23 protein-coding genes are annotated in these 25,086 nt (G+C 62.2%); 13 read left to right on the top strand and 10 right to left on the bottom strand.

Annotated elements, in window-relative coordinates; all coding sequences use genetic code 11:
• The first annotated feature begins 65 nt into the window (after nucleotides 1-65).
• On the top strand, nucleotides 66-1,391 hold the full coding sequence (locus JJD66_RS13515; RefSeq protein ID WP_054897266.1) for an MFS transporter: 1,326 nt from the start codon (nucleotides 66-68) through the stop codon (nucleotides 1,389-1,391).
• A 109-nt stretch (nucleotides 1,392-1,500) separates the two neighbouring features.
• Complete coding sequence (locus JJD66_RS13510) at nucleotides 1,501-2,205, top strand: YebC/PmpR family DNA-binding transcriptional regulator (RefSeq protein ID WP_200648361.1); 705 nt, start codon at nucleotides 1,501-1,503, stop codon at nucleotides 2,203-2,205.
• A 122-nt stretch (nucleotides 2,206-2,327) separates the two neighbouring features.
• Here the strand turns inward: JJD66_RS13510 and JJD66_RS13505 are convergent, their stop codons facing one another.
• Nucleotides 2,328-3,626, bottom strand: coding sequence for a protein kinase (locus JJD66_RS13505; protein ID WP_200648360.1), 1,299 nt, complete (start codon nucleotides 3,624-3,626; stop codon nucleotides 2,328-2,330).
• A 37-nt stretch (nucleotides 3,627-3,663) separates the two neighbouring features.
• Nucleotides 3,664-4,758 carry a cell division protein ZapE gene (gene zapE, locus JJD66_RS13500; RefSeq protein ID WP_200648359.1) on the bottom strand — a complete coding sequence of 365 codons (1,095 nt, stop codon included), beginning with the start codon at nucleotides 4,756-4,758 and terminating at the stop codon, nucleotides 3,664-3,666.
• Between the two features lie 181 nt (nucleotides 4,759-4,939).
• Here zapE and JJD66_RS13495 point away from each other — a divergent pair, with 181 nt between their 5' ends.
• The 7 genes from JJD66_RS13495 (at nucleotide 4,940) to JJD66_RS13465 (ending at nucleotide 11,264) form a co-directional block, all read left to right on the top strand.
• On the top strand, nucleotides 4,940-5,440 hold the full coding sequence (locus JJD66_RS13495) for a Csu type fimbrial protein (RefSeq protein ID WP_442800176.1): 501 nt from the start codon (nucleotides 4,940-4,942) through the stop codon (nucleotides 5,438-5,440).
• Nucleotides 5,434-5,979: a spore coat protein U domain-containing protein gene (locus tag JJD66_RS13490; RefSeq protein WP_105227206.1), complete on the top strand. Its 546-nt coding sequence runs from the start codon at nucleotides 5,434-5,436 to the stop codon at nucleotides 5,977-5,979. The genes JJD66_RS13495 and JJD66_RS13490 overlap by 7 nt, the downstream gene beginning before the upstream one ends.
• An 18-nt stretch (nucleotides 5,980-5,997) precedes the next feature.
• On the top strand, nucleotides 5,998-6,540 hold the full coding sequence (locus JJD66_RS13485) for a Csu type fimbrial protein (protein WP_105229153.1): 543 nt from the start codon (nucleotides 5,998-6,000) through the stop codon (nucleotides 6,538-6,540).
• A gap of 2 nt (nucleotides 6,541-6,542) precedes the next feature.
• A complete protein-coding gene (locus JJD66_RS13480) occupies nucleotides 6,543-7,031 on the top strand; it encodes a Csu type fimbrial protein (RefSeq protein ID WP_054897269.1) in 489 nt (162 codons plus the stop codon).
• Between the two features lie 25 nt (nucleotides 7,032-7,056).
• Nucleotides 7,057-7,845, top strand: coding sequence for a fimbrial biogenesis chaperone (locus tag JJD66_RS13475; protein ID WP_198715898.1), 789 nt, complete (start codon nucleotides 7,057-7,059; stop codon nucleotides 7,843-7,845).
• Nucleotides 7,846-7,917: 72 nt separating this feature from the next.
• Complete coding sequence (locus tag JJD66_RS13470; protein WP_200648377.1) at nucleotides 7,918-10,266, top strand: fimbria/pilus outer membrane usher protein; 2,349 nt, start codon at nucleotides 7,918-7,920, stop codon at nucleotides 10,264-10,266.
• Entirely contained in the window at nucleotides 10,263-11,264 is a 1,002-nt protein-coding gene (locus tag JJD66_RS13465; protein WP_200648358.1) for a Csu type fimbrial protein, read from the top strand. The genes JJD66_RS13470 and JJD66_RS13465 overlap by 4 nt, the downstream gene beginning before the upstream one ends.
• Here the strand turns inward: JJD66_RS13465 and JJD66_RS13460 are convergent.
• Both JJD66_RS13460 and JJD66_RS13455 read right to left on the bottom strand, forming a co-directional pair.
• Nucleotides 11,261-11,998 carry an anti-sigma factor family protein gene (locus tag JJD66_RS13460; protein ID WP_034127926.1) on the bottom strand — a complete coding sequence of 246 codons (738 nt, stop codon included), beginning with the start codon at nucleotides 11,996-11,998 and terminating at the stop codon, nucleotides 11,261-11,263. The genes JJD66_RS13465 and JJD66_RS13460 overlap by 4 nt on opposite strands.
• On the bottom strand, nucleotides 11,995-12,501 hold the full coding sequence (locus JJD66_RS13455) for a sigma-70 family RNA polymerase sigma factor (RefSeq protein WP_054897273.1): 507 nt from the start codon (nucleotides 12,499-12,501) through the stop codon (nucleotides 11,995-11,997). Before JJD66_RS13455 ends, JJD66_RS13460 begins: the two co-directional genes overlap by 4 nt.
• Nucleotides 12,502-12,668: 167 nt before the next feature.
• Here JJD66_RS13455 and JJD66_RS13450 point away from each other — a divergent pair, with 167 nt between their 5' ends.
• Together JJD66_RS13450 and JJD66_RS13445 are read left to right on the top strand one after the other, a co-directional pair.
• Nucleotides 12,669-13,751 carry a catalase family peroxidase gene (locus tag JJD66_RS13450; protein WP_200648357.1) on the top strand — a complete coding sequence of 361 codons (1,083 nt, stop codon included), beginning with the start codon at nucleotides 12,669-12,671 and terminating at the stop codon, nucleotides 13,749-13,751.
• On the top strand, nucleotides 13,748-14,287 hold the full coding sequence (locus tag JJD66_RS13445) for a cytochrome b (RefSeq protein ID WP_032896571.1): 540 nt from the start codon (nucleotides 13,748-13,750) through the stop codon (nucleotides 14,285-14,287). The genes JJD66_RS13450 and JJD66_RS13445 overlap by 4 nt, the downstream gene beginning before the upstream one ends.
• A 157-nt stretch (nucleotides 14,288-14,444) precedes the next feature.
• Here the strand turns inward: JJD66_RS13445 and JJD66_RS13440 are convergent, their stop codons facing one another.
• Together JJD66_RS13440 and JJD66_RS13435 are read right to left on the bottom strand one after the other, a co-directional pair.
• Nucleotides 14,445-15,596 (bottom strand): M14 family metallopeptidase, encoded by a 1,152-nt coding sequence (locus tag JJD66_RS13440; RefSeq protein WP_200648356.1) that lies wholly within the window; start codon nucleotides 15,594-15,596, stop codon nucleotides 14,445-14,447.
• Between the two features lie 465 nt (nucleotides 15,597-16,061).
• Nucleotides 16,062-16,355 (bottom strand): DUF6124 family protein, encoded by a 294-nt coding sequence (locus tag JJD66_RS13435; RefSeq protein ID WP_054917372.1) that lies wholly within the window; start codon nucleotides 16,353-16,355, stop codon nucleotides 16,062-16,064.
• Nucleotides 16,356-16,533: 178 nt separating this feature from the next.
• Between JJD66_RS13435 and JJD66_RS13430 the strand changes: the two genes are divergently transcribed.
• Nucleotides 16,534-17,169, top strand: coding sequence for a LexA family protein (locus JJD66_RS13430; RefSeq protein WP_127880724.1), 636 nt, complete (start codon nucleotides 16,534-16,536; stop codon nucleotides 17,167-17,169).
• Here JJD66_RS13430 and JJD66_RS13425 read toward each other — a convergent pair.
• The 4 genes from JJD66_RS13425 to JJD66_RS13410 all read right to left on the bottom strand — a co-directional run bounded on the left by JJD66_RS13425 (nucleotide 17,166) and on the right by JJD66_RS13410 (nucleotide 22,839).
• Nucleotides 17,166-19,091, bottom strand: coding sequence for an acetyl/propionyl/methylcrotonyl-CoA carboxylase subunit alpha (locus JJD66_RS13425; RefSeq protein WP_200648355.1), 1,926 nt, complete (start codon nucleotides 19,089-19,091; stop codon nucleotides 17,166-17,168). The genes JJD66_RS13430 and JJD66_RS13425 overlap by 4 nt on opposite strands.
• Nucleotides 19,088-19,894 carry a gamma-carboxygeranoyl-CoA hydratase gene (locus tag JJD66_RS13420; protein WP_034127920.1) on the bottom strand — a complete coding sequence of 269 codons (807 nt, stop codon included), beginning with the start codon at nucleotides 19,892-19,894 and terminating at the stop codon, nucleotides 19,088-19,090. The genes JJD66_RS13425 and JJD66_RS13420 overlap by 4 nt, the downstream gene beginning before the upstream one ends.
• Nucleotides 19,895-20,055: 161 nt before the next feature.
• A complete protein-coding gene (locus JJD66_RS13415) occupies nucleotides 20,056-21,663 on the bottom strand; it encodes a carboxyl transferase domain-containing protein (protein WP_200648354.1) in 1,608 nt (535 codons plus the stop codon).
• 12 nt (nucleotides 21,664-21,675) lie between these two features.
• Complete coding sequence (locus tag JJD66_RS13410) at nucleotides 21,676-22,839, bottom strand: isovaleryl-CoA dehydrogenase (RefSeq protein WP_032896578.1); 1,164 nt, start codon at nucleotides 22,837-22,839, stop codon at nucleotides 21,676-21,678.
• A 150-nt stretch (nucleotides 22,840-22,989) separates the two neighbouring features.
• Here JJD66_RS13410 and JJD66_RS13405 point away from each other — a divergent pair, with 150 nt between their 5' ends.
• Entirely contained in the window at nucleotides 22,990-24,621 is a 1,632-nt protein-coding gene (locus JJD66_RS13405) for an AMP-binding protein (RefSeq protein WP_200648353.1), read from the top strand.
• Nucleotides 24,622-25,086: the final 465 nt, after the last annotated feature.

The following is a 25,086-nucleotide window of genomic DNA, read 5'->3' as shown; positions in this document are numbered from 1 at the left end:
CATAAGAACAACAGGCGTTTTCTTTCGATTCTGCCGGCACACTCACACCTGAGGTCAGAACCACCATGAATATCCCTATGGGTAGTATCAAGCGTTGGCGCGTGCAGATTTTCGCCATTACCTGGCTGGCGTACGCCGCGTTCTATTTCACCCGCAAAGCCTTTTCGGTGGCAAAGCTGGGGATTGGCGACGACCCGAGTTTCCCCCTCGACAAAATGACGATGGCTAACCTGGATGGCCTCTATCTCGCAGCGTATGCGGTGGGCCAGTTCACCTGGGGCATGCTTGCAGACCGCTTCGGGCCACGGGTAGTGGTGCTCGGTGGCTTGTTGATTTCCGCAGGCGCGGCGCTGGTGATGGGCACCTTTGCCACCTTGCCGATTTTTGTCACCTGCATGTTGGTACAGGGCTTGGCCCAGTCCACTGGCTGGTCGGGGTTGTGCAAGAACCTCGGTAGTTTCTTCCCGGCCCAGCAGCGGGGGCGGGTGCTGGGGCTGTGGAGTTCGTGTTATGCATTTGGCGGGTTGGTCGCGTCACCGTTTGCCGGTTGGTGGGCTTATACGCTGATCGGCAGCTGGCATGCGGCGTTTATTTCCAGCGCCGCAGTGGTCGCGGTGGTGGCCGTGCTGTTCTTTATGTTCCAGCGCAATACTCCACAGGATGTGGGCTTGCCGGCAGTCGAGCCCGAGCCGGTGCTGAGCGCCGAGCAGTTGGCCGCCGAACAGCGCGTGAGCGTACTCGAACCCCTGCGCGCGATCCTGCGCAACCGTACGGTGTTGACCCTGGGGCTGGCGTACTTCCTGCTCAAACCGGCGCGCTACGCGATTCTGTTGTGGGGGCCGGTGATCGTCTACGAGCAGATGCCGTCGGTGGGCAAGGTCGGCGCCGCCATCGTGCCCACCGCGTTTGAGCTGGCCGGTTTACTGGGGCCGGTGTTGATCGGCCTGGCCTCCGACAAACTGTTCGGTGCTCGGCGCATGCCCGCCTGTGTGCTCAGCCTGTTGGCGCTGACGGTTGCCCTGGCGTTGTTTATGGGCGCGCTGCACACCGGCAGTGTGGTGCTGGTGATGACGTTGCTGTTTGTCATGGGGCTGACGCTGTATGGGCCGGACTCGATGATCAGCAGCACGGCGGCCATCGACTTCGGCACCGCCAAGGCCGGCGCTACCGCTGCGGGCTTTGTCAACGGCTGCGGTTCGGTGGGGGCGATCCTGGGTGGTTTGCTGCCAGGCTATTTCGATACCGTTACGGTATTTATTGTGTTTGCCGGTGCGGCGCTGTTTTCGTCGCTGGTGCTGATGCCCTACTGGAATGCCAGGCCCGCCGTACTGGCCCAGGCCGGGGATTTTGTGCCGGACCGCAATGCGGTGATCAAACCCTTGCGCACCTGAGTACCCTGGCCGGTTTTTTGGTGGAACGAAGCGTTCTCGCGCTATAAACTCTGCCCCCAAAGCGCCGGCCAGTAGACGTTTCGGCGCGATGGAAATAAGAGAGTGAGTCATGGGCGCACAGTGGAAAGTCAAACATAGAGAAGCGGCAGCCAATGCCAAGGGCAAGATTTTCGGCAAGCTGGTGAAAGAAATCACCATCGCCGCCCGCAACGGCGCCGATACCGCGACCAACGCGCACCTGCGCCTGGTGGTGGAACAGGCCAAAAAGGCCTCGATGCCCAAGGAAACCCTGGACCGTGCGATCAAGAAAGGCGCCGGTCTGCTCGGTGAGACCGTGCAATACCACCGCGTGACCTACGAAGGTTTTGCGCCGCACCAGGTGCCTTTGATCGTCGAGTGCGTGACCGACAACATCAACCGCACCGTGGCGGAAATTCGCGTGGCCTTCCGCAAGGGCCAACTGGGCGCTTCCGGTTCGGTGGCCTGGGATTTCAACCATGTGGGCCTGATCGAAGCATCGCCGGACACGCCAGACGCCGATCCAGAAATGGCCGCCATCGAAGCCGGTGCCCAGGACTTTGAAGAGGGTGAAGAGGGCGCCACCTTGTTCATTACCGAAACCACCGACCTGGATGCCGTGCAGAAAGCCTTGCCGGAGCAGGGCTTTACCGTGCTGTCGGCCAAGCTGGGCTATATCTCCAAGAACCCGGTCAGCGGTTTGACCGATGAGCAGATGGCTGAAGTCGAGGCGTTCCTGGAAGGCCTGGACAACCATGATGATGTGCAGGATATGTTTGTCGGCCTGGCGGGCTGATTTCTTTCTGAGTACACGCGGTTAATATGTGGGAGCGGGCTTGCTCGCGAATGCGGTGGAACAGCCAATACATTTGTTGACTGTCACACCGCATTCGCGAGCAAGCCCGCTCCCACATTAGTTCAGGGGTGCTGCAGAGATTCCAGCAGGGCTTCGATCTCTTCGAAGCTCGGTCGGGCCAGTACATCCGGCTGGCAGCAGCGTTGTTTCAGTGCCTGCAAGCTTTCGTCACTGGCCTCAACCCGCTCCAACAACTCCCCCAGCAGCACCCCGAACGCCCGCACTTCAATACGCTGCAGCGCACGGGTTTCCAGGGTGTTCGCCGTGGCATGGAATGACGCCGCGCCAAAGTCTCCGAGCAAGCAATCACCTGCTGCGTTCCACAAAATATTGTGACCATACAGGTCACCATGGGTAATGCCGTGCCGATGCAGGTGCGCCGCCACCGAAGCAACGCCCCGCGCCATGCGCAGTGCCACGTCCAGGCTGAAACGGATGGTGGGTTCGTAGACATCCCGCGTGCACGACGCCAGGCTCGGCAGGGCTGCGAGGTTGCGGTAACTCGGGTCGATCAGCTCCATCACCAGCGCGGCCTGGTTGTCGGAGTGGCCGATGACGCGTCCTTCAACCTTGATCAGGTTGGGATGCAGCCCGGCCGCGATGCAGGCTTGCATTTCATGCAGTGGTGAACCGTCGCTGGTGATGGAGCCCTTGTACAGCTTGACCGCGACTGGCAACGCATGGGGTTTCCACAGCGCCTTGCGAATGATCCCTGAAGCGCCTTCGCCCAGGACTTCGCCCATTTCCAGCTCCTGCCAGGCGATGTTCGGCGTCGCCTCGTCAGCGCTTACCTGCACGGCCATTTCCACCGGATTGCCGGCATAGGCCAGCCAGGTCAGGCTCGGCAGGGTCAGCAGCCACTGCGGCAGGTGGGTGAGGCGGTTGGATGCGATGCGGATCAACTCCAGGTTTTGGCACTGGGCCAGGCTTGGCGGCAGGTCGGTCAACTGGTTACCGGCCAACATCAATTTTTGCAGTAACGGGCGCTGACCCAGTTCATCGGGCAATTGGCTGATGCAGTTGTCGGTGAGGATTAGCCAGCGCAACTGTGGCGGCAGGGCGGCGGCGGCTACCTGGCTGATCTGGTTGGCCTTGAAGCCGATCATGCTCAGTTTGGCGCACTGGCCCAGGCATTCGGGCAGTTCGGTAAAAGCGTTGTCCGAACAGAACAGCACACGCAGGTGTGTCAGGCGGTGCAGGTCGTCGGGCAGGCTGCTCAGGGCGTTGCCGGTGAGGTTGAGGATTTCCAGCGAATCGGCCAGTTCGAAGATTTCCCGGGGGAACTCGGTCAGCCCGCAGGCCAGGTCCAGGCGCGTAACGCCAGCCAATTGGCCAGCCTTGAGTTGGGCGAGGGTATTCATGCAGGGCGCAGTGCTCGGAAGGAGGCGTAAAAGGCGCTCATGATAGCGGCTCGGGCGCGGGTTGCGGGGACAGCGTGTGCAATTGGCGCAGGCGGCTGGCGGTGCGGGCGAGGTCGATGGCCTGGCCTTCCAGGCATTTATCCAGGGGCTGGTGACCGATAAGTGTCAGTTGCTTGTCCTGGTCGTAGAGCACGTCTACCAGGTTGATAAAGCGCTGTTGCACGGCGATGGGGCATTCGGCCAGATGCGGCAGGCCGTCGATGATCCAGTGGTCGAAGTCCTGGCACAACAACAGGTAATCCATGACCGCCGTGAGCTGTTGGCACAGGTCGTTGAAGGTAAATGCGATGGTTCGTGCCTGAAGGCCTCGGCACTGTAACTGCCGAGTGCCGACCTTCAGGGTTTGCGCCGGGCAATCTGTGGCAGGCAGGCCCAGGCTTTCACGCTGGCCTGTTGTACCTGGCCATACATACTGGCCGCCCGTGAAGCGTTGTTGGGCGTGGGCCTGAGCCAGGCTGCGAAAGTCCTGAGGCGCACTGACTTCCAGCACCTCCATGCGCGAGGCGATCAGCTCGATCACCGGCTTGAAGCGTTCGTGGTACAGCGGGTTGGGCAGCAAGCCTTCGGGTGGGTAGTTGGAGGTCACCAGCACCAGCACGCTGCGCTGGAACAGGGCCTTGAACAGGCGGCTGATGAGCATCGCATCGCCGATATCGTGCACATGGAATTCGTCGAAACACAGCACCCGGCAGCCGGCCAGCAGCTCGTCCAGAGTGACGCCCAAGGCATCGTCATGCTCGCGGTGCAGGAACATGCCCTGATGCAGCCGGGCGAAGAAGGTGTGGAAATGCACGCGCTGTTTCTCGGCGATGGGCAGTGCCTGGAAAAATCCGTCCAACAGCCAGCTTTTGCCGCGCCCCACCGGGCCGTGCAGGTACAGGCTGCGCGTGGCCTGGCCGTTGAGCAGGTGCTGAGTCTCGCGATTCAGGGCGGTAATCGCCCGGATTTGCCCATCACTGAGGGTATAGCCCTGTTGTACGGCTTTTTTTTGAAAATACGCCGGGATAGGCGAGGCGCCCGAGGCGTCGGTTTTTTTACCCAGCAGGCGCTGGAGCAGGGCAAGCACGGCCAAGAATAATCACTCTGTATTGCGGTGGTCATTTACTGTAGGACGCTCGATGCCATTTGACCAATAGGGAAGGGCCCCAAGCCATGCAAACTGGCACTTTCGCGTTAACTGGCTAACCTCATACACAGTTGTCACCCCTGTATAAGGAATTGGGGCTGTGAAGGGACCGGCGGTATTGGCTGTCATGGGCACGATGCTCTGCAACACGGTGTTTGCTGCGCAGCTCCAGGTGCAGGTGCGCATCGACGTGCAACGGGGTTGCCAGTTGGTGGGCACCACCCGTAGTGCAGGTATCGAGCAACTTGGCGTATTGGATTTCGGCAGCGGCCCGCGTCTGGATGACCCGGCCGGCCCCCTGAGTGCGGCCCTGATCAGCCAACGCCAACCGCGCCTGGAATGTAACCCCGACACGCCTTACCAAGTGCGCGTTGACGGCGGCCTGCATGGCGGTGTCGGCGAAGTGCGTTATCTCGCGAATCCGGCGCCCTCCAGTCGGCCCATCCCCTATCGAATCTATGCCGACGCCGCGCGGCTGATCCCCTTGCCGGTGGACGTGCCCATCAGTGGCCGCGTGCCGGACACCGGCTCTGTCGACCTGCCGCTGTATGGCCGCATCGAACCGCTCAAAGGCATTCCCGCCGTCGGCCGTTATTCCGACCTGCTCAAGGTCACGGTCTCATGGTAAGCCGCTACCTGGCTGTGACGGCCCTGGGCGGTCTGCTGTTGCTGGCGGATGACGCGCAGGCGGCGGTGGTCAACGGCCAGGTCCACGCGCGTTTGGTGATCACCGCCAGTTGCGAAGTGAGCAAAGACGTGGAAACCGCGCCGGTCACGCCTGAGGGCGGCACGGCGCTAATGGATTTCGGCAGCCAGGGGCCGACCTGGAGCAACACGCTGGGCGCGTCGATTTCCGATGCCGACAAGGCGCCGCTGTCGGTGTCCTGCAACCCCTCGGTGGTCAGCAGTTTCACGGTGACCATCGACGGCGGCGCTAATGGCGACGGCACCACGCGGCGCCTGAGCAATGGCCGCCAGACCATTCCTTATCGACTGTCGGCTGATGCTCAGGGGCGCAGTGCCTACAGGATCGGCCAGCAACGCAATTTCGTCGTGACCCAGGGCTCCCAGGTACCGATCCCGGTATTCGGTTCCGTGGTGGCGAATACCAGGGCCCTACCGGCCGGCATCTACACAGACACCCTGACGGTGACTCTGGATTGGTAAACCATGAGGATGGATATCATGCATGTACTTGTATCGCGAATCGGCCTCTGTGCCCTGGGCCTGGGGCTGGCGTCCAGCCTGAACGCGGCGACCACGGTGACCGGGCAGATCAGTTCCAGCCTGACTTTGATCGCCAGTTGCCAGGTCAATGGCTCCGGGGCGGCCACCGGGCTGAATTTCGGTAGCTTGAATTTCGGTACCACCAACAGCCTGTTTACCAATGCCGACGCCCAGTTGCTCGGCGGCACCGGTACCGGCGGCGCGTTGTCGATCCTGTGTTCGGCTGGCACCGCGCCAACGATCAAGGTACGTGCCGGCGCCCACGATGGTGCTTCCCCCGGTGGTACTCGTGCGCTGGCCGATGGCGTGGGTAACTTCGTGCCTTACGATTTCTACACTGACAGCGGGCGTTCAGCGCTGTTGGCGATTGACGGCGTGGTGACCCTCGCCACCAGTACCGGCGTGGCGCAGACCGTCAACCTTTACGGCCGGGCGGTGGGCAAGGAGGGTCTGCCGGCGGGCACCTACACCGACACCGTGGCCGTGGAACTGACGTTCTAACGATGTGGCCCAGGGTGTTGCTCGCCATCGGCCTGGCGATGCCGTTGCCGCTGTCGGCGGTGGTCAACCAGAGCTTCCAGGTGAGTGCGACCATCACGCCGGGCTGTCTGATCGTGGGCGGCGGCGCCAACTACGGCACCTTGGCCTACGGCAGCTATTCGGCCCTGGCCACCAGCACGGTCACAGCGGCTCTCACTGGCGGCGTAACCCTGCAATGCACGCCGGGCGTGGCCCTGAGCATGAGCGTGGATGGCGGCCTTTACAGCAGCACCGGACGCAATTTGCAGCTCAACAGTGGCAGCGCGCGGGTGGCTTACCAATTGTTTCGCGATGCGGCGTTCAGCCAGAGCCTGGGCATCAACCAGAGCGTCAGCGTGACCTACAGCGATGCGAGCAACATCAGCCTGCCGATTTACGGGCGGGTGGTTTTACCGGGCAATCAGCCTGGGGGGACGTACAGCGACACGCTGCAGGTGCAGCTGACGTGGTAGGGCTAACGGTTTAAGGAGGGGTGTCATGGGTTGTGCTTTGCGACGGTTATGGACCGCGGGTTTCGCCTTGGGGGCGTTGTGCTCGGCAGGGTTTGTACAGGCGGCCAGTTCGGTGCTGATCTGGCCCATCGACCCGGTGCTGGAGGCTGACCAACAGGCCAGCGCGCTGTGGCTGGAGAACCGTGGCACCGAGACCGCCAACCTGCAGATCCGCGTGTTTGCCTGGAGCCAGAACGGTTTCGACGAGCAGTACCAGAACCAGCGCGATGTGATCGGCAGCCCGCCGGTGGCCAAGATTGAGCCGGGCCAGAAGCAACTGGTGCGCCTGACCCGCACCCGGGAGGTACCGCCGGGGCAGGAGTTGGCCTATCGCATCATCATTGACGAAATCCCCTCGGCGCTGCAGGTGCCGGCGCCGCCTGTGGGCAAGAACACGGCAGCGGCGATTCGCTTTCAGATGCGCTATTCGGTGCCATTGTTTGCCTACGGCGCTGGCCTGTGGAGCAAGGACGACGCCACCCGCCAACGTGACCCCAAGGGCGCGGGCAAGCCGCAGTTGAGCTGGCAAAAGGTCAACGTGGCAGGGCGCAACTACATCGAGGTGCGCAACCAGGGCGCTGTGCATGCGCGGCTTACCGATGCGTCATTCAAACAGGGCGGACAGACCCGGCCGTTGGTGGACGGCTTGCTCGGCTATGTGCTGCCGGGCGCGAGCATGCGCTGGCCGGTGCCGGATGCCGTGTCGGCCGACCAGCCGTTGCAGGTCCGGGTCAACGGCGCGCCGCAACTGGAGAGCCTGGCGCCCAAGCGATAGCCGTGATGTAGCGCAACGGGCACACGCCCGGGTTTTCACAGGATGGAGATGTCCATTGAAGGACACAACGCCATGGTGAGTCGTGGTTGGGCTCGGGTTTTATGGCCGTCGGTGGCAGTGGCAAGCGGGCTGTGGGGCGCAGCGATGGCGGGCGACTTGCCGCCGCCGCCCGGCAGCATGGAGGCAGTTGCCGATGCACAGCTGTTTCTGGAACTGGTGGTCAACCAGATGGACACCGGCCGCGTCATCGCGGTCGAGCAGCGCGCCGGCCAACTGTTTGTGCCGGCCAGCGCGTTGCAGGACGTGGGCATGAAGCTGCCCGGTGAGCCCGTCGGCAGTGTGGCCCTGGACCAGGTGCCGGGCCTGCACAGCGACTACGACAGCAACGGCCAGCGCCTGCTGCTGGATGTGCCGCCCTCCTGGCTGCAGGAACAGTTCATCGGCAACCGCAATACCTATCCGCGTACCCAGGCCATGAGCAGCTTCGGCGCCTTGCTCAACTATGACGTGTATTTCAATGACACCGACGATGGCGGCAGTTACCTCGCGGCCTGGAACGAAGTACGGCTGTTCGACACCTGGGGCACCTTGTCCAACACCGGGCAACTGCGCCAGACCCTGTCCGATGGAATCAGCGGCGGCACCCTCGACAATGGTTACCGACGTTACGACACCACCTGGCGTTTTTCCGACGATGAGCGCCTGCTGACCTACGAGGCCGGCGACGTGATCAGTGGCGCGCTGCCCTGGAGTAGCTCGGTGCGCCTGGGCGGGGTGCAACTGTCCCGGGATTTTGCCGTGCGCCCCGACCTGGTCACGTACCCCTTGCCGCAGTTTGCCGGTGAGGCGGCGGTGCCCTCGTCGGTGGACCTGTTTATCAACGGCTACAAATCCGACAGCGCGCGACTGCAACCCGGCCCCTACACCCTGACCAACATCCCATTCATCAACGGTGCCGGCGAGGCCGTGGTGGTCACCACCGATGCCCTGGGCCGCCAAGTGTCGACCACGGTACCGTTCTACGTCACCAGCACCTTGCTGCAACAAGGCTTGACGGACTTTTCGCTGGCCGCCGGTACCTTGCGCCGTGACTACACCCTACGGGACTTCGGCTACGGATCGGGCGTGGCCAGTGGCACGTTCCGCTATGGCTATTCCGATAACCTGACCCTGGAGAGCCACGCCGAAGCCTCCAGCGACCTGAGCCTCGGCGGGCTCGGCGGCAACCTGCGCCTGGGCAACTTCGGCGTGCTCAATACCGCCCTCAGCCAGAGCCAGTTCGACAGCCGCACGGGCCAGCAACTGAGCCTCGGTTACCAGTACAACAGCACGCGCTACAGCTTTATGTACCAACGGGTGGAACGTCGCGACGACTACGCCGACCTGACCCTGGTCGATACTCCATACGCCAGCCTCAGCAAGCGCAGCGAGCAGGTGACCTTGAGCCTCAACCTTCAACGTTTCGGCAGCCTGGGCCTGGGCTATTTCGACGTGCAGGCGGCGGACGACTCGCGCACGCGCCTGCTCAACCTGAGCTGGAGCAAACCGTTGTGGCGCAACACCAGCTTTTATCTGTCAGCCAACCGCGAAATCGGTGACAGCAACTGGGCCATGCAGGCGCAACTGGTCATCCCGTTCGACCTCAACGGCAGCCTGGCCTTGAGCACCGAGCGCAGCAAGGACGGCGCCAGTCGCCAGCGCATCAACTACAGCCGCGCGGTGCCCAGCGAAGGCGGGGTGGGCTACAACCTCGGCTATGCCCAGGGCGATGCCCCCAGCTATCGACAGGCCGACCTGACCTGGCGCTTGCAGTCGGTGCAGTTGCAGGCCGGCGTGTACGGCAGCAGTGAGGCCATGACGCGCTGGGCCGATGCCAGCGGCTCGCTGGTGTGGATGGGCGGCGAAACCTTTGCCGCCAACCGCATCAATGACGCCTTTGTGGTAGTGAGCACCCAGGGCTTTGCCGGGATTCCGGTGCGCTACGAAAACCAGCTGGTGGGCCAGACCGACCGCAACGGCCATTTGCTGGTGCCGTGGAGCAGTGCCTATTACCGCGGAAAATACGAGATCGACCCCTTGAACCTGCCGGCGAATGTGCAAAGCCCCAATGTTGAGCAGCGCGTATCGGTACGCCGTGGCAGCGGTTACTTGCTGGAATTCCCCCTGCGCCGGGTGCTCGCTGCAAGCATCACTCTGGTGGACCGCCAGCATCAGGAGTTGCCGCTGGGCAGCCTGGTAGTGCACGAGCAAAGCAACACCCAAGCGGTGGTCGGCTGGGATGGCCTGGTGTATCTGGAAAACCTCAGCGCCCACAACACCTTGCAGGTCACCCTCGGTGAGGGCCGCACCTGCCAGGTGACATTCGATATTGATGAGCAGCAACAGGACGTGCCTTTGATCGGGCCATTAGTGTGCCAATGAGGCATCGAACAGGGAGTGTTCAGGTGAGGGGCAGCGTAGGGTTATATGGCGTAGGTTTGTTGTTTTGCGGGCAGGCGATGGCGGCGTGTTCGGTGGTGTCCACCGTGCCGGCCAGTTTCGGCTCAATCAGCTCGATGACGGTGCGCACCGCCGCGCAAACCAGCTCTACGACTAATTCGGGGTTGAGTTGCACCTCAGCGTTGATATCGCTGCTGGTGTCCACCGACCACTTTTACGCCACGATCACATCGTCGCAAAGTGGCATGGTCGGGCCGACCGGTGATGTGATCAGCTATACGATTTATGGCAACAACAGCACCAGCTATCCCATCACCCGTGGCAGCCAATTCGATTTCGGCGGCGCTGGCGGCATCGCCCAGAACATCGGCCTGATCGCCGGGCCTGGGGCGAAAACCGTGCCGTTGTACCTGAGCAGCATCACCGGCAGCAACGTCGCCGCCGGGGTGTACACCGAGACATTGAGCATCGCCTGGGTGTGGAACTATTGCTCGGGGATCGGCCTTGGCGGCATTTGCCTGGGACGTGACACCGGCAGTGGCACGGCGTCCCTGACCGTCAGCATGACCGTGACCAACGACTGCCAGATCACCGCCCCGAATATCAGCTTCGGCAGCGCGCCGGTGGTCAGTGGGTTTACCGCGGTGAGCGGGCAGACCATCAACATCGCCTGCACCAAGGGCAGCGCCTATACCGTGGGCTTGAGCGATGGCCAGAACCCGGTGAGTGTCGGCGGCCGGCGGCGTATGGTTTCCGGCGGCAATTACCTGGCCTATGACATTTTCAAAAGTGCCGGCACCACGCGCTGGGGCAGTGTCGGCGCGGCGCGGCGGGCCAGCTCCACGGCCGAGGTCAACCCTGGCAACGGCTTGGGCGTCGGTAGCCAGGTGTACAACTACAACGCCAAGGTCTACACCGATCAGCCCACCCCACCGGCCGGCACCTACCTGGATAACGTGGTGCTGGACGTCGGTTTCTAGAATGGCGTCTGTAACGCGGCGGCCTGATCCACCGGGCTGACCATCGCATAGTTGTAGCCGCCGCCCGACCAGTAGTCGGCCTGCAAGCCATCGGCACTGCGGCTGCCGCGAGGCAGGAAACCATTGTTCGGGCCCGGCGGACGGATATAGAAGCTGATGCGCCGGCCTTGGGCGTCCTGGTACAGCACCATGGCTGCCGCCCCTTGGTCGGTGGTGAGCAGGCGCCCGCTGACCGGCTTGAAGCCGGCTTGGCTCAGGTCGGGCAGGCGATGGGCCTGGTTGAAGTAACGGTCGAGCCAGGCCTGCATGGTGCCGCGGTCCTGGGCGTTGTAGTCGGCGGGCATGATGCCGTCCTGGGCAAACAGGCGGTAGGCCTGCATGGCGTCGGTCATCGGCAACAGCGGCGGCTGGGTGGCTTCACGGGCGTGCCAACCGCCAACCCCGCCGAGGCTCACGGCGATCAGCAACAACGCCGCCGTGGCCAGGTGCCGACGGGACTGTTTCTTGATGCGCTGGCGAATCAGCGCCGGGTCCAATGCCGGGTTGTGCGGCTGTTGCAGGGCGCCGCTCAATGACGCACGCAGCAACTGCGCATCCTGTTGCCAGGCCTGTACCTGGGCCGCCACTTCGGGGTGGCTGGCCAGCCAGGTTTCAAGCACACGGCGATCAGTGTCGAGCAATTGGTGATCGACGTAGGCGTGTAAATCGCGTTCGCTGGGGGGCAGGCTGATCATTTGAGTCTCCGCAGGGCAGGGCCGGTCATTTCGCCATCGCTGAGTTGACGCAGCGCTTGGCGTGCGCGGGACAGGCGTGACATCACAGTGCCAATGGGCACCTTGAGGATCTCGGCCACTTCCTTGTAGCTCAAGCCCTCGACGGACACCCACAGCAACAGGGCGCGCTGTTCGGTGTTCAGTTGGTCGAAGGCTTGCAGGGTGGATTGGGCCAGCACCGTGCGTTCCACCGAAGGTTGCACGTCATCGCGGCCGGTGAAGAATTCGAGCATGCGCGCATAGCGGCGGTTGCGGCGGTGGGCGTCGAGGAACTGCCGGTAGAGGATCGAAAACAGCCAGGCGCGCAGATCGCCCTCGATACGTTTATCGGCCCAGGCGACGATGGCGCGCTCCAGGGTCGATTGCACCAGGTCATCGGCGCTGCTGCTGTTGCGCGTCAGGGACAGGGCAAAACGCCGCAACCTGGGAATGAGTTCACGTAACTGTTCGTCGAGTTCATGCATGGGCGTCTGGCTGGTCACTACGCTGGGACTAGAGAGACGTCCGGCGTTGAAGGTTATTCCCCGTCCCGCAAAATAAATCCAGGGCCTGGGAATAGAGCCAATCGGCGTTCGTCTTAATGCTCCGACCTTATGTTTCAGCCTGAGGCCTCTGGCCCTGGAGTTCCTGCATGGTAGATCACTCATCACCCCCCCGTCCTCCTTTGAGCACTGCGAGCCTGATCGCACGACTTGCCGGCATCGGTGCCGTGGTTGCGGTTGTTGCCGGGGCATTTGCCTACGTCAATGGCACGCTCGACCCACAACGCCTGCGGCCAAAAACCTTGGTCAATGCTCTGGAAACCAATAACGGCGTGCATCCGGGCTTTCGCCGTAACCATGCCAAGGGCGTATGCGTGGCGGGTTATTTCGAGAGCAGTACCGAGGCCCGTGCCTATTCCAACGCCCAAGTGTTCAGCGAGGCCAAGACTCCGATCATCGGCCGCTTTGCCTTGCCCAGCGGCAACCCCTACGCGCCGGACAGCAGTGTGCCGATTCGCAGTTTCGCCGTGCAGTTCAGCCAGGCTAACGGCCAGCAATGGCGTACGGGGATGAACAGCATGCCGGTGTTCCCGGTGGGCACGCCCGAGGCGTTTTACCAGTTGCTCAAGGCCGGTGCGCCAGACCCGGCCACCGGCAAGCCGAACCCGTCAAGCATGCCGGCGTTTTTTGCCGCACACCCGGAGACAGCGCCATTCCTGGCCTGGGTCAAGACCGCCAAGCCATCGGCCAGTTATGCGACTGAAACCTATAACGGCATCAACGCGTTTTACCTGGTGGCTGCCGATGGTACGCGCCAGGCCGTGCGTTGGGAGGTGGTGCCCCAGAGCCAGGACGCGGCGGGTTATACCGCACCTGCTGGCAGTGACTTCCTCGAGCAGGACTTGGTGCGACGCCTGGCCGCCGGGCCGTTGCGTTGGCAGTTGAACATGACCCTGGCCAACCCAGGCGACCCGCTGGCCGACGCAAGCAAGACCTGGACCGGCGCGCACAAGGTCCTCAACGCCGGCACGTTGGTGCTGCAAAGCAGCCAGCCCCAGGCAGACGGTGATTGCCGCGATATCAACTTTGACCCGCTGATTCTGCCCAGTGGTATCCAAGCCTCCAACGACCCCTTGCTGGCCGCCCGTTCGGCCGCGTATGCCAGTTCGTACCTACGCCGCGCCGGTGAAGTCAGCCCGTTGCACAGCGCCCCTCAGGAGTCGAAGCCATGAATGCTCAACCACGGTTCTTTGCGCCCCTGGCGCGCGTGCTGCACTGGCTGATGGCGTTGATGATCATCGCCATGCTGTTTATCGGCGCGGGTCTGGCGGCGTCGGTGTCGGAGCGCCATGAGTGGCTGATCCACCTGCACAAGCCGCTGGGCATTGCGATTCTGGCGCTGGTGATCGTGCGCCTGGCGGTGCGTTTCTCGACGCGCCAACCGCCGTTGCCAGCGGATTTGCCAGTGTGGCAAAGGCTCGCAGCCAAGGCCTCCCATGTGCTGTTGTACGCCTTGATGCTGGTGTTGCCGCTGCTGGGTTGGGCGATGATTTCAGCGGCTGGCGACCCGGTGATGCTCAGCAGTAACCTGCAACTGCCCGCACTGGTGGGGGCGAATGCGCCGTTGTTCGCGCTGTTGCGCAAGGCCCACGGCTACCTGGCCTATCTGCTGTTTCTCACCGTGCTGGTGCATCTGGCGGCCGCGTTGTTCCACGGTTTGATCCGCCGCGATGGTGTCTTGCAAAGCATGACCGGCAGCAAGGATTGACCGCTCTTGTGGCGAGCGAGCTTGCTCGCGCTGGGCTGCGAAGCAGCCCCAAAACAGCCTGCTCGGTGTGTCAGGTGATCCGGCAGTGATTTTCATGGGGCCGCTATGCGGCCCAGCGCGAGCAAGCTCGCTCGCCACAAAGAGCTCGCCTCAGGGGTTAGCGCAAACGCCCGACGATATCAGCGACGCTGCTCAACACGTCCTTGCCCAACTGTTTCGAACGATCGCCTGACCAGCCAGTTCGCAGGTTGGGCGCGTCGTCGTTGTCCTTGAAGGGCATTTCCAGGGTCAGGGACAGGCAGTCGTACTTTTCCCCCACCGCGTTGCAGGCCAGGGTCATGTTGGCTTGGCCGGGCAGGTCGCGGGTGTAGCCGTGGGTGGTCTGGAAGTCTCGTGTCAGGTGGCTCAAGTGGCTGCGGAAGTGTTTTTCCAGGGCTTCGATACGCGGGGTGTAGCCAGGGTTGCCTTCGCAGCCGGCGGTGAACACGTAGGGGATTTCTTCATCGCCGTGGATGTCGAGGAACATATCCACGCCGTACTTTTCCATCTGTTGCTGAACGAACAGCACTTCGGGGCTGAGTTCCTGGCTGGCGCTTTGCCAGGCGCGGTTCAGGTCCTGGCCCACGGCGTTGGTGCGCAGGTGGCCGTGGAAGGCGCCATCCGGGTTCATGTTCGGTACCAGGTACAGATCGGCGACGGCCAGCAGTTTTTTCAGTTCGTCGTCGCCGTCCTTTTGCAGGCGCTCAATCACGCCCTCCATAAACCATTCGGCCATGTGCTCACCGGGGTGCTGCTGGGCGATGATCCACACCTTGCGCCGGCCCTCGATTCCTTTGCCTCGGCGCAGCAGTTGAATATCGCGGCCTTCAGTGCTCTTGCCGGTGGCCAGCAGGGTGACCCCGGCGTACTTCAGGGCTTGCTCGATCAGCCAGTCATGGCGTTCACGGCTGTAGGGCTCGAAGTAGGCAAACCAGGCGTGCTTTTCCCGGGTCTGGAGGTTGATGTGCAGGATCTCGCCATCAAAGCGCGTCGGTACCCGGAACCAGTTGATATGGTCGTAGGACGCCACGGCGTTGTAGCCGCTCCAGGCATGCTTGTAGGACGAGCGCCCTGCGTTGCTCAAGCGAAAGGTATGGGTGTGCCCCACGTGCATGCCTTCGGCCTTGAAGTGGAACCATTGGTAGTGATCGCTGCGGGTGTCGGGTTTGATTGCCAGCAACAACTGATAAGCGTCGCTGGCATCCAGGACCTGGATGTTGCCGCTGTCGAAGTCGGTGCTGATCTTGATGGAGGTCAAGGCCACGGTCATAGTCTGGTTGCCTGAATATGAGTGATGTGGCGGCTATCTTACACAGACGTTCGGTAAAACCTGGATGCAAAAATTGTTGCAGGGGGAGGGGGCGTCATCCCTGACGCCGCCGCAGCTTAGAGTCTATGAGATTGATTCTCAAGCGCTAATTCGCAGAGATACGCGCTAGAGCACTCGGACGACTTTCTTTGGGCGATAGTCTTTTGCTACCATGCGCGCCATCAAGCAACACACAGTCTTCATTAGCCTGAAGCCATGCCAGGAAAACTGGCAAAAAAAAGACCCGGCCAAAGAGCCGGGTCAAAAACCGTGATTAGCCTGATGAGGAGATATTCCAAGAGTCCGACCTAAGGTCTCTTGGTCTATCGACTGATCTCGCGATCAGCTGAGCCCAATAATAATCATTATCATTTGCAAGTCAAATGTTTTTATCCGTGGGATAGAAATATTTTTCTTTAATACCTGCTAAGCGTTTGCCGCCGCTCCTGGCGCTTGCAACGACCGCTCCACCATCGCCTTCGCCATATCGATCAAATACACCACCGAAAACGCCAGGTCGCGCTGGTTGCCCTGATGGCTGCACGCCGACTCGTAGGCGGTAGCCGCTGCACTGCGCAACAGGTCCGAGGCGTGTATCAGGGCCTCCTCCTGGCTGACTTCGGGTTTGATCGCGAACATGGCCCCGTCCGAATCCGGCGTCGACCGATTTTCTTTCAAGTAGTAGTCCAGTGCGCGCTGGGCCGCGCCACTGTTGCACATGTCGTTTACTTCAGTCAGTTCGGGCGTTGGGTGCGTGCGGGTCGTCATAAGCGGCAATACTCCGGTGGGTGTCGAAATCCTTGGGCTTGATGATAGTACGTATCGTATTCCTGTCGTTTTATGGATTACTACAAACTGTTTATTGCCCGCAAAAATGGGCGCCGTATTGTGATGCGCCATGGATAACTGGATAGCGTTGGTCAAGGCCAACATGAAAGACCGCAAGGTCACGCAGGATGAACTGGCGCGGCGCCTGGGCATGTCCCAGGGCGGCGTCGGCCATTGGCTCAATAAACGCCGTGTGCCGAGCCTGGCAGACATGAACCGTGTGCTCGCCGAACTGGGGTTGGGGTATTTGGAGGTGGCGCTGGAGATTCGTGAACGGGCCGCGCAAGTGCCGGAACTGGACCCCCACTACAATCCGTATTTCCGCTACCCGGTCAGCGACTGGAAGCAGGCCTGCGAGCTGCGTGAGGAGCGTGCGCCTTATAGAGCCGAGCGCTACGAATTGACCGATTACCACGCCCGAGGCGAGGCATTCTGGCTGCCGGTGACGGGAGACGCCATGACCGCCCCCACCGGCATGAGCATTGCGGCTGGCATGATGATCCTGGTTGACCCGGCCATCGCACCCGAGCCCGGCAGGCTGGTGGTGGCCCAATGGGCCGGTAACCCCCAGGCCACCTTTCGCCAATTGCAGGAAGAAAGCGGCCAGCACTACCTGGTGCCGCTCAACCCCACTTACCCCAAGGTGCTGCTCACCGACGGCTGCCGCCTCCTGGGTGTGGTGGTGCAAGCCACGGCGAAGTTCTAGCCGGCCGTTTCGAGCTCCACCAGCGCGCTGCCTTCGGCTACCATTTCACCTTCCTGGCAGAACAGCGCCTTGACCACCCCGGCGTGGGGCGCACGGATGCTGTGCTCCATCTTCATGGCTTCGAGCACCACCAGTTGAGTACCCGCCTCAACGGTTTGGCCCACCTCCACGAGCACCCGCACGATGCTGCCGTTCATGGGTGCGGTGAGGCCGCCCTGATGGGATTGATTGGCCTCGACCGCCGCAATCGGGTCGAACAGGCTGACGGCATGCATCTCGCCGTCCCAACGCAGGTACAGGCTGCCTTCACTGCGCACCGCCAGATGAGCACGGCGCACGCCCTGATGTTCAGTCAGCAACTGTTCACCGCATAACTGAGACGGTTGCCCGGTCAGTGTCACCAACCGATCCTGCCCATTGCAGCTCAGGTGCAGCGACACCTCGGCAGGCAGGCCCACGCGAAAGCCCTGGTGACTGGCCCAAGGCCCGTCACCCATCGGCAAGCTCTGCATAAACGCCGAGCCCGCCGCCTGCCAGAACTCATCGCTCAAGGCTCCTGGCGTCGGCAACAGCTCACCCTGATAGCGCGGGATAAACCCGGTATCCAACTCGGCCGCGGCAAACGCAGGGTGCCCGATGATGCGCCGCAAAAAGCCCAGGTTGGTCTTGAGCCCGCCGACCGCAAACTCATCCAGCATGCTCAATAAGCGCAGGCGCGCCTGTTCGCGGTCTTCACCCCAGGCAATCAACTTGCCGAGCATCGGGTCGTAGAACGGCGACACGCTGTCGCCTTGCTCGACGCCGCTATCCACCCGGCGTCCAGGGCCCGGGCTGGACTCGCGGTACAGCGCCAGGTGCCCGGTGGCCGGCAGAAAGTCATTGGCCGGGTCTTCGGCATACAGCCGCACTTCAATTGCATGACCGTTCAACGCGACCTGCTCTTGCGTGATCGGCAGCGCCTCGCCCTGGGCAACCCGGATCTGCCAGGCCACCAGGTCGAGGCCGGTAATGGCTTCGGTCACCGGATGTTCCACTTGCAGCCGTGTGTTCATCTCCATGAAGAAAAACTCGCCACGGGCATCCAGCAAAAACTCCACCGTACCTGCGCCGACATACCCGATGGCCTGGGCAGCGCGCACGGCCGCTTCGCCCATGGCCCGGCGCTGCTCGACACTCAAGCCGGGTGCCGGGGCTTCTTCCACGACTTTCTGATGGCGCCGCTGGATCGAGCAGTCGCGTTCATTGAGGTACAAGCAATGACCCTGCTGGTCGGCAAACACTTGGATCTCGACATGCCGCGGCTTGAGCAGGTATTTCTCCACCAGCATCTGCCCGTTGCCGAACGACGACAGCGCCTCACGCTGGGCGGAAGCCAGGGCTTCGGCCAGTTGGCTGACGTCCTCGACCACCTTCATGCCCTTGCCACCGCCACCCGCCGTGGCCTTGAGCAGCACCGGGTAGCCGATACGCTCACAGGCGGCGCGGAAGGTCTCCAGGTCCTGGGCCTCGCCGTGATAACCCGGCACAAGGGGTACGCCAGCCGTTTCCATCAAGGCCTTGGCCGCGGATTTGCTGCCCATGGCGTCGATGGCCGAGGCGGGCGGGCCGAGGAAGATCAAGCCTGCCGCCTCGATGGCCCGGGCGAAGCCGGCGTTTTCCGAGAGGAAGCCGTAGCCGGGGTGAATCGCCTGGGCGCCGCTGGCGTGGGCGGCGGCAATCAGCTTGTCGATTTGCAGGTAACTGTCGGTGGCCTTGCTGCCGCCCAGGTCGACGCGGATATCGGCTTCACGGCTATGGCGGGCATCGCGGTCGATGGCGCTGTGCACAGCCACGGTGGTCAACCCCATGGCCTTGGCGGTACGCATGACCCGGCAGGCGATTTCGCCACGGTTGGCCACCAGAACGGTGTTGAGTGTGCTCATGAACGCGGCTCCTGGGTTTGCCAACTTGGCGCACGTTTTTGCAGAAATGCACGCAAACCTTCCTGGCCCTCGGCGCTCACCCGGATGCGCGCAATGGCGTTTTCGCAATAGCGGCGCAGCGCGGGGGTGAGGGCACCGTTGCCCACTTCGCGCAGCAAATCCTTACTGGCACGCATGGCCGCCGGGCTGTTTTGCAGCAGGTTGGTGACCCACTGGTCCACCTGTTGATCCAGGCTCTCGGCGGGATAACTTTCCGCCAGCAAGCCGATCTCCCTTGCGCGTTGGCCGCCGAACCGCTCGGCTGTGAGTGCATAACGACGGGCAGCGCGTTCGCCGATGGCCTGCACCACGAACGGGCTGATCACCGCCGGCGCCAGGCCGATACGCACTTCCGACAGGCAGAACTGCGCGTCATCGGCACCGATGGCCATGTCACAGCAGCTGATCAGGCCCAGCGCGCCCCCGTAGGCCGCACCTTGCACCACCGCCAGCGTGGGGATTTTCAGTTTGGACAGGTTGTACATCAGCTCCGCCAGTTCCCGGGCGTCGTCCAGGTTGGTGTGGTAGTCCAGCTCGGCCGATTGCTGCATCCAGGCCAGGTCGGCACCGGCGCTGAAGTGCTTGCCACGCCCGCGCAGTACCAGGAAGCGCAGGGACGGGTCGCCTTGTACGCGGTCAAGGGCCAGGATCAATTCGCGGATCATCTCGGCGTTGAACGCGTTGTTCTTGGCTTCACGGCTGAGCCACAGCGTGGCAAAGCCACGGCGGTCAGTGATCAGTTCGAGGGTGTTGAAGTCGCTCATGCAAGGAGCTCCATGATAATGAGAGGCCTCCTGTAGGAGCGAGCTTGTTGTGGCGAGCAAGCTTGCTTGCGCTGGGGTGCGCAGCGCCCCCAAAAAAGCCGGGACTGCTGCGCAGTCAGCGGGAGCAAGCTCCCTCGCCACAACAGGCGCGCTCCTACAGGTTACATGCGGAACACGCCGAAGCGGCTCGGCTCGATGGGGGCGTTCAGTGCGGCGGACAAGGCCAGGGCCAGCACGTCACGGGTCTGCAGCGGGTCGATCACGCCGTCATCCCACAAGCGCGCGCTGGAGTAGTAGGGATGGCCCTGGGTTTCATACTGGTCGAGGATCGGCTGCTTGATCGCGGCTTCCTCCTCGGCACTGAAACCGTTGCCGGCGCGTTCAGCCTGTTCGCGCTTGACCTGCGCCAACACCCCGGCGGCCTGTTCGGCCCCCATCACGCCAATGCGTGCGTTGGGCCACATCCACAAAAAGCGCGGGTCGTAGGCGCGGCCACACATCCCATAGTTCCCCGCACCAAAGCTGCCACCGATGATCACGGTGAATTTCGGCACCTTGGCGCACGCCACGGCGGTGACCAGCTTGGCGCCGTGCTTGGCAATGCCGCCGGCTTCGTACTTCTGGCCGACCATGAAGCCGGTGATGTTTTGCAGGAACAGCAGCGGAATCCCGCGCTGGCAGGCCAGTTCGATAAAGTGCGCGCCTTTTTGCGCGGCTTCGGCGAAGAGGATGCCGTTGTTGGCCAGGATCGCTATCGGGTAGCCATGCAAGTGCGCAAAGCCGCACACCAGGGTCGTGCCGAACAGGGCCTTGAACTCATCGAACACCGAGCCGTCCACCAGCCGTGCGATGACTTCGCGCACATCAAAGGGTTGCTTGGCATCCGCCGGGATCACGCCGTACAACTCTTCGCTGCTGTACAGCGGCGCCACCGGCGAGCGTTGCAGCAGCTCACCCTGCTTGCGCCAATTGAGGTTGGCCACGCTGCGCCGCGCCAGCGCCAGGGCGTGCTCATCGCTGTCGGCATAGTGGTCGGCCACGCCCGAGACCTTGCAGTGCACATCGGCACCGCCCAGGTCTTCGGCGCTCACCACTTCACCGGTGGCAGCCTTCACCAGCGGCGGGCCGGCGAGGAAGATGGTGGCTTGCTGGCGCACCATGATCGCTTCGTCGGCCATGGCCGGCACGTAGGCGCCGCCGGCGGTGCACGAGCCCATCACCACGGCAATCTGGGGAATGCCCTGGGCGCTCATATTGGCCTGGTTGAAGAAGATCCGCCCGAAGTGCTCACGGTCGGGGAATACCTCGTCCTGGCGCGGCAGGTTGGCGCCACCGGAGTCCACCAGGTAGATACACGGCAGGCGGTTCTGCTCGGCTATGGTCTGGGCGCGCAGGTGTTTTTTAACGGTCAGCGGGTAGTAGGAGCCGCCTTTGACCGTGGCATCGTTGGCCACAATCATGCATTCGACGCCTTCCACCCGGCCGATGCCGGCAATCACCCCGGCAGCCGGGACGTCTTCGCCATACACCTGGTGGGCGGCCAGTTGGCTCAGCTCGAGAAACGGCGAACCCGGGTCGAGCAGGCGGTTGATACGCTCGCGGGGCAACAGTTTGCCGCGTGAGGTGTGGCGTTCCTGGGCCTTGGCGCCGCCACCTTGATGGACGTGGGCGAGCAGGCTGTGCAGGGCGTCGACCTGTTCAAGCATCGCCGCGCGGTTGGCGGAAAATTCCGCCGAGCGCGGGTTGAGCTGGGTGTGCAGGGTGGCCATGGGCGTGCTCCTTCAGCGGGTTTCGTTGAACAGTTCGCGACCGATCAACATCCGCCGAATCTCACTGGTGCCCGCACCAATTTCGTAGAGCTTGGCGTCACGCAGCAGGCGCCCGGCGGGGAACTCATTGATATAGCCATTGCCGCCCAGAATCTGGATTGCATCCAGGGCCATTTGCGTGGCGCGCTCGGCGCTGTAGAGGATCACGCCCGCAGCGTCCTTGCGCGTGGTCTCGCCGCGTTCGCACGCCTGGGCCACCGCGTAGAGGTAGGCGCGGCTAGCGTTGAGCTGGGTGTACATATCGGCAACCTTGCCCTGGATCAATTGGAATTCGCCGATGCTCTGGCCGAACTGCTTGCGGTCGTGGATGTAGGGCACGATCAAGTCCATGCATGCCTGCATGATCCCGGTAGGGCCACCGGAGAGCACCACGCGCTCGTAGTCCAGGCCGCTCATCAACACTTTCACGCCGCCATTGAGCACGCCGAGGATGTTTTCTTCGGGCACCTCGACGTCGTCGAAAAACAGCTCGCAGGTGTTGGAGCCGCGCATGCCCAGCTTGTCGAATTTATTGCTGCGGCTGAAGCCTTTCCAGTCGCGCTCGACGATGAAGGCGGTGATGCCGTGAGGGCCTTTTTCCAGGTCGGTCTTGGCGTAGATCACATAGGTATTGGCGTCCGGGCCGTTGGTGATCCAGGTCTTGCTGCCATTGAGTACGTAATGGTCGCCGCGCTTGTCGGCGCGCAGTTTCATCGACACCACGTCGGAACCGGCATTCGGCTCGCTCATGGCCAGGGCGCCGATGTGCTCGCCGCTGATCAGCTTGGGCAGGTACTTGAGTTTTTGTGCGTGGTTGCCGTTGCGGTTGATCTGGTTGACGCACAGGTTGGAATGCGCCCCGTAGGACAACGCCACCGAGGCTGAGCCACGGCTGATTTCTTCCATGCTCACCACATGGGCCAGGTAACCCAGGCCGGCACCGCCGTATTCCTCGGGCACAGTGATGCCCAGCAGGCCCATGTCGCCGAACTTGCGCCACAGGTCGGCGGGGAACAGGTTGTCGATGTCGATCTGGGCCGCGCGCGGTGCGATCTCCTTGGCCACGAAGGACTGCACCTGGTCGCGCAGCATGTCGATGGTCTCGCCGAGGGCGAAGTTCAGGGACGGGTAACTCATGGACAGGCACCTTAATGTGAGCTTTGTTGTTGTGTGGGCAGGGCGCGGGAGGAGGGCGCTCACCTTTACGTTAACGTAAGCTTGCGTTGCGGCGCTGTCAATCGTAGTTTACGTATACGTCAACCTACAAAAAAGATAACAGGGGTCGTTATGGATCAACCGAACCAGAGTTACAGCCGTGGCTCCCAGGACAAGGCCTTGCTGGCCATGACCATTGGCCAGGCATTCGATCGCACCGTCGCTCAGCATCCACATGGCGAAGCCTTGGTGGTGCGCCACCAGCAGCAGCGCTACACCTGGCGGCAGCTGGCCGAGACGGTTGAGCTGCACGCCCGCGCGTTCCTCGCCTTGGGCATGCAAACCGGCGACCGCCTGGGTATCTGGGCACCTAACTGTGCCGAGTGGCTGATCTGCCAGGTGGCGAGCGCCAAGCTCGGGGTGATCCTGGTCAATATCAACCCGGCCTATCGCAGCAGCGAGTTGGACTACGTGCTCAAACAATCCGGCTGCCAATGGCTGGTATGCGCCGGCTCGTTCAAAAGCTCCGATTACCACGCCATGCTCCAGGCGTTGAAGCCCGACTTGCGCGGCCTTATCAGCCTCGACCCCAGCCCGCCGCCGGAATTCATGCCCTGGTCGCAGTTGGCGGCCCTTGGCGCAGGCGTGCCGTCCGAGCAACTGCACAGCCGCCAGGCCAGCCTGCATTTCGATCAACCCGTGAATATCCAGTACACCTCCGGCACCACCGGCTTCCCCAAGGGCGCCACCCTCAGTCACCACAACATCCTCAATAACGGTTACATGGTCGGTGAAAGCCTGGGCCTGACGGCAGGGGACCGCCTGGTGATCCCGGTGCCGCTGTATCACTGCTTCGGCATGGTCATGGGCAACCTCGGTTGTATCACCCACGGCACCACCATGATCTACCCCAATGACGGCTTCGACCCGCTGCTGACGCTGAGCGCCGTCGCCGAAGAACAAGCCACTGGCTTATATGGCGTGCCGACCATGTTCATCGCGCTGCTTGATCACCCACGCCGAGCCGAGTTCGACTTGTCCAGCCTGCGCACCGGGATCATGGCCGGGGCGACATGCCCGATCGAGGTGATGCGTCGGGTCATCCATGAGCTGCACATGGGGGAGGTGCAGATTGCCTATGGCATGACTGAAACCAGCCCGGTGTCGCTACAGACCGGCGCAGATGACGATATCGAGCGGCGTGTTACCACGGTGGGCCGCACCCAACCGCAACTGGAAACCAAGATTGTCGACGAGGCCGGTAACACTGTGGCGCGTGGTGTGATCGGTGAGTTATGCACCCGAGGCTATAGCGTGATGCTGGGTTACTGGAACAACCCTGAAGGCACCCGCGAGGCAATTGATGAGGCTGGCTGGATGCACACCGGCGACCTGGCGACCATGGATGAGCAGGGTTACGTGTGCATTGCCGGGCGTAACAAGGACATGATCATTCGCGGTGGCGAGAACGTTTACCCGCGTGAGCTGGAAGAGTTTTTCTTTACTCATCCGGCCGTGGCGGACGTGCAGATCGTTGGCATCCCGGATGAACGTTATGGCGAAGAGATTGTTGCCTGGATCAAGTTCCATCCCGGTCAGGTGGCCAACGAGCTGGAGTTGTTGAGCTGGTGCAAGGACCGCATCGCCCATTTCAAGACGCCCAGGCATTTCAAATTCGTGGATGAGTTTCCGATGACAGTCACGGGCAAGATCCAGAAGTTTCGCATGCGCGAGATTTCCATCCAGGAGCTGCAAGCGCGCTGACAACGTCAAACCCCTGTGGGAGCTGGCTTGCCTGCGATGGCGGCCTGACTGCCGGCCCACATCTACCTGTTACCCCGCGAACCTGCTGCGCCACCAAAATAGTTAAACCCAGAAAGCACAAAGGGGACCCGAAGGTCCCCTTTAATTTGTCGTTGCGTGCTCTTTTCTTATTATTGAGGGGCGGCCTGTTGTTGTTTTTGGTAGCCGTGGCCCGTACCGCTTTTTTGGCGACCCCCATCCGGGGTCAAGAGCAAACGTATTTTTTTGAACGCTGACCTGCTTCTTCGTAAACGATCCAACCAGTGGGTAGCTACCTGAGGTAGTTTTATTTTTCTCTATCCGGTTGCGGGTTGCGGCATGCCGTACCCTGGGAAGCACATCTTCTCCAAAAAAATCTGTTAGCTGCGTCTCTGCCGTGTTGTTTTTGTTATGTCAGAGTCGTTTCGTCTTATTTTTATTAGGTTT

This window comes from Pseudomonas sp. MF6751, assembly GCF_016613265.1.
In the GTDB taxonomy this organism is placed as follows: Bacteria; Pseudomonadota; Gammaproteobacteria; order Pseudomonadales; family Pseudomonadaceae; genus Aquipseudomonas; species Aquipseudomonas fluorescens_BV.
This window is presented reverse-complemented; position numbering and strand designations above follow the sequence as displayed.

Coding starts and splice junctions, on each gene's coding strand:
- JJD66_RS13440 (WP_200648356.1), bottom strand. CDS start 15,596: ATGACCGTGGCCTTGACCTCCATCAAGATCAGCACCGACTTCGACAGC.
- JJD66_RS13445 (WP_032896571.1), top strand. CDS start 13,748: ATGAATGCTCAACCACGGTTCTTTGCGCCCCTGGCGCGCGTGCTGCAC.
- JJD66_RS13415 (WP_200648354.1), bottom strand. CDS start 21,663: ATGGCCACCCTGCACACCCAGCTCAACCCGCGCTCGGCGGAATTTTCC.
- JJD66_RS13410 (WP_032896578.1), bottom strand. CDS start 22,839: ATGAGTTACCCGTCCCTGAACTTCGCCCTCGGCGAGACCATCGACATG.
- JJD66_RS13475 (WP_198715898.1), top strand. CDS start 7,057: ATGGGTTGTGCTTTGCGACGGTTATGGACCGCGGGTTTCGCCTTGGGG.
- JJD66_RS13435 (WP_054917372.1), bottom strand. CDS start 16,355: ATGTGCAACAGTGGCGCGGCCCAGCGCGCACTGGACTACTACTTGAAA.
- JJD66_RS13430 (WP_127880724.1), top strand. CDS start 16,534: ATGGATAACTGGATAGCGTTGGTCAAGGCCAACATGAAAGACCGCAAG.
- JJD66_RS13510 (WP_200648361.1), top strand. CDS start 1,501: ATGGGCGCACAGTGGAAAGTCAAACATAGAGAAGCGGCAGCCAATGCC.
- JJD66_RS13490 (WP_105227206.1), top strand. CDS start 5,434: ATGGTAAGCCGCTACCTGGCTGTGACGGCCCTGGGCGGTCTGCTGTTG.
- JJD66_RS13495 (WP_442800176.1), top strand. CDS start 4,940: ATGGGCACGATGCTCTGCAACACGGTGTTTGCTGCGCAGCTCCAGGTG.
- JJD66_RS13465 (WP_200648358.1), top strand. CDS start 10,263: ATGAGGCATCGAACAGGGAGTGTTCAGGTGAGGGGCAGCGTAGGGTTA.
- JJD66_RS13470 (WP_200648377.1), top strand. CDS start 7,918: ATGGTGAGTCGTGGTTGGGCTCGGGTTTTATGGCCGTCGGTGGCAGTG.
- JJD66_RS13515 (WP_054897266.1), top strand. CDS start 66: ATGAATATCCCTATGGGTAGTATCAAGCGTTGGCGCGTGCAGATTTTC.
- JJD66_RS13405 (WP_200648353.1), top strand. CDS start 22,990: ATGGATCAACCGAACCAGAGTTACAGCCGTGGCTCCCAGGACAAGGCC.
- JJD66_RS13455 (WP_054897273.1), bottom strand. CDS start 12,501: ATGCATGAACTCGACGAACAGTTACGTGAACTCATTCCCAGGTTGCGG.
- JJD66_RS13425 (WP_200648355.1), bottom strand. CDS start 19,091: ATGAGCACACTCAACACCGTTCTGGTGGCCAACCGTGGCGAAATCGCC.
- JJD66_RS13450 (WP_200648357.1), top strand. CDS start 12,669: ATGGTAGATCACTCATCACCCCCCCGTCCTCCTTTGAGCACTGCGAGC.
- JJD66_RS13420 (WP_034127920.1), bottom strand. CDS start 19,894: ATGAGCGACTTCAACACCCTCGAACTGATCACTGACCGCCGTGGCTTT.
- JJD66_RS13480 (WP_054897269.1), top strand. CDS start 6,543: ATGTGGCCCAGGGTGTTGCTCGCCATCGGCCTGGCGATGCCGTTGCCG.
- JJD66_RS13505 (WP_200648360.1), bottom strand. CDS start 3,626: ATGAATACCCTCGCCCAACTCAAGGCTGGCCAATTGGCTGGCGTTACG.
- JJD66_RS13485 (WP_105229153.1), top strand. CDS start 5,998: ATGCATGTACTTGTATCGCGAATCGGCCTCTGTGCCCTGGGCCTGGGG.
- JJD66_RS13460 (WP_034127926.1), bottom strand. CDS start 11,998: ATGATCAGCCTGCCCCCCAGCGAACGCGATTTACACGCCTACGTCGAT.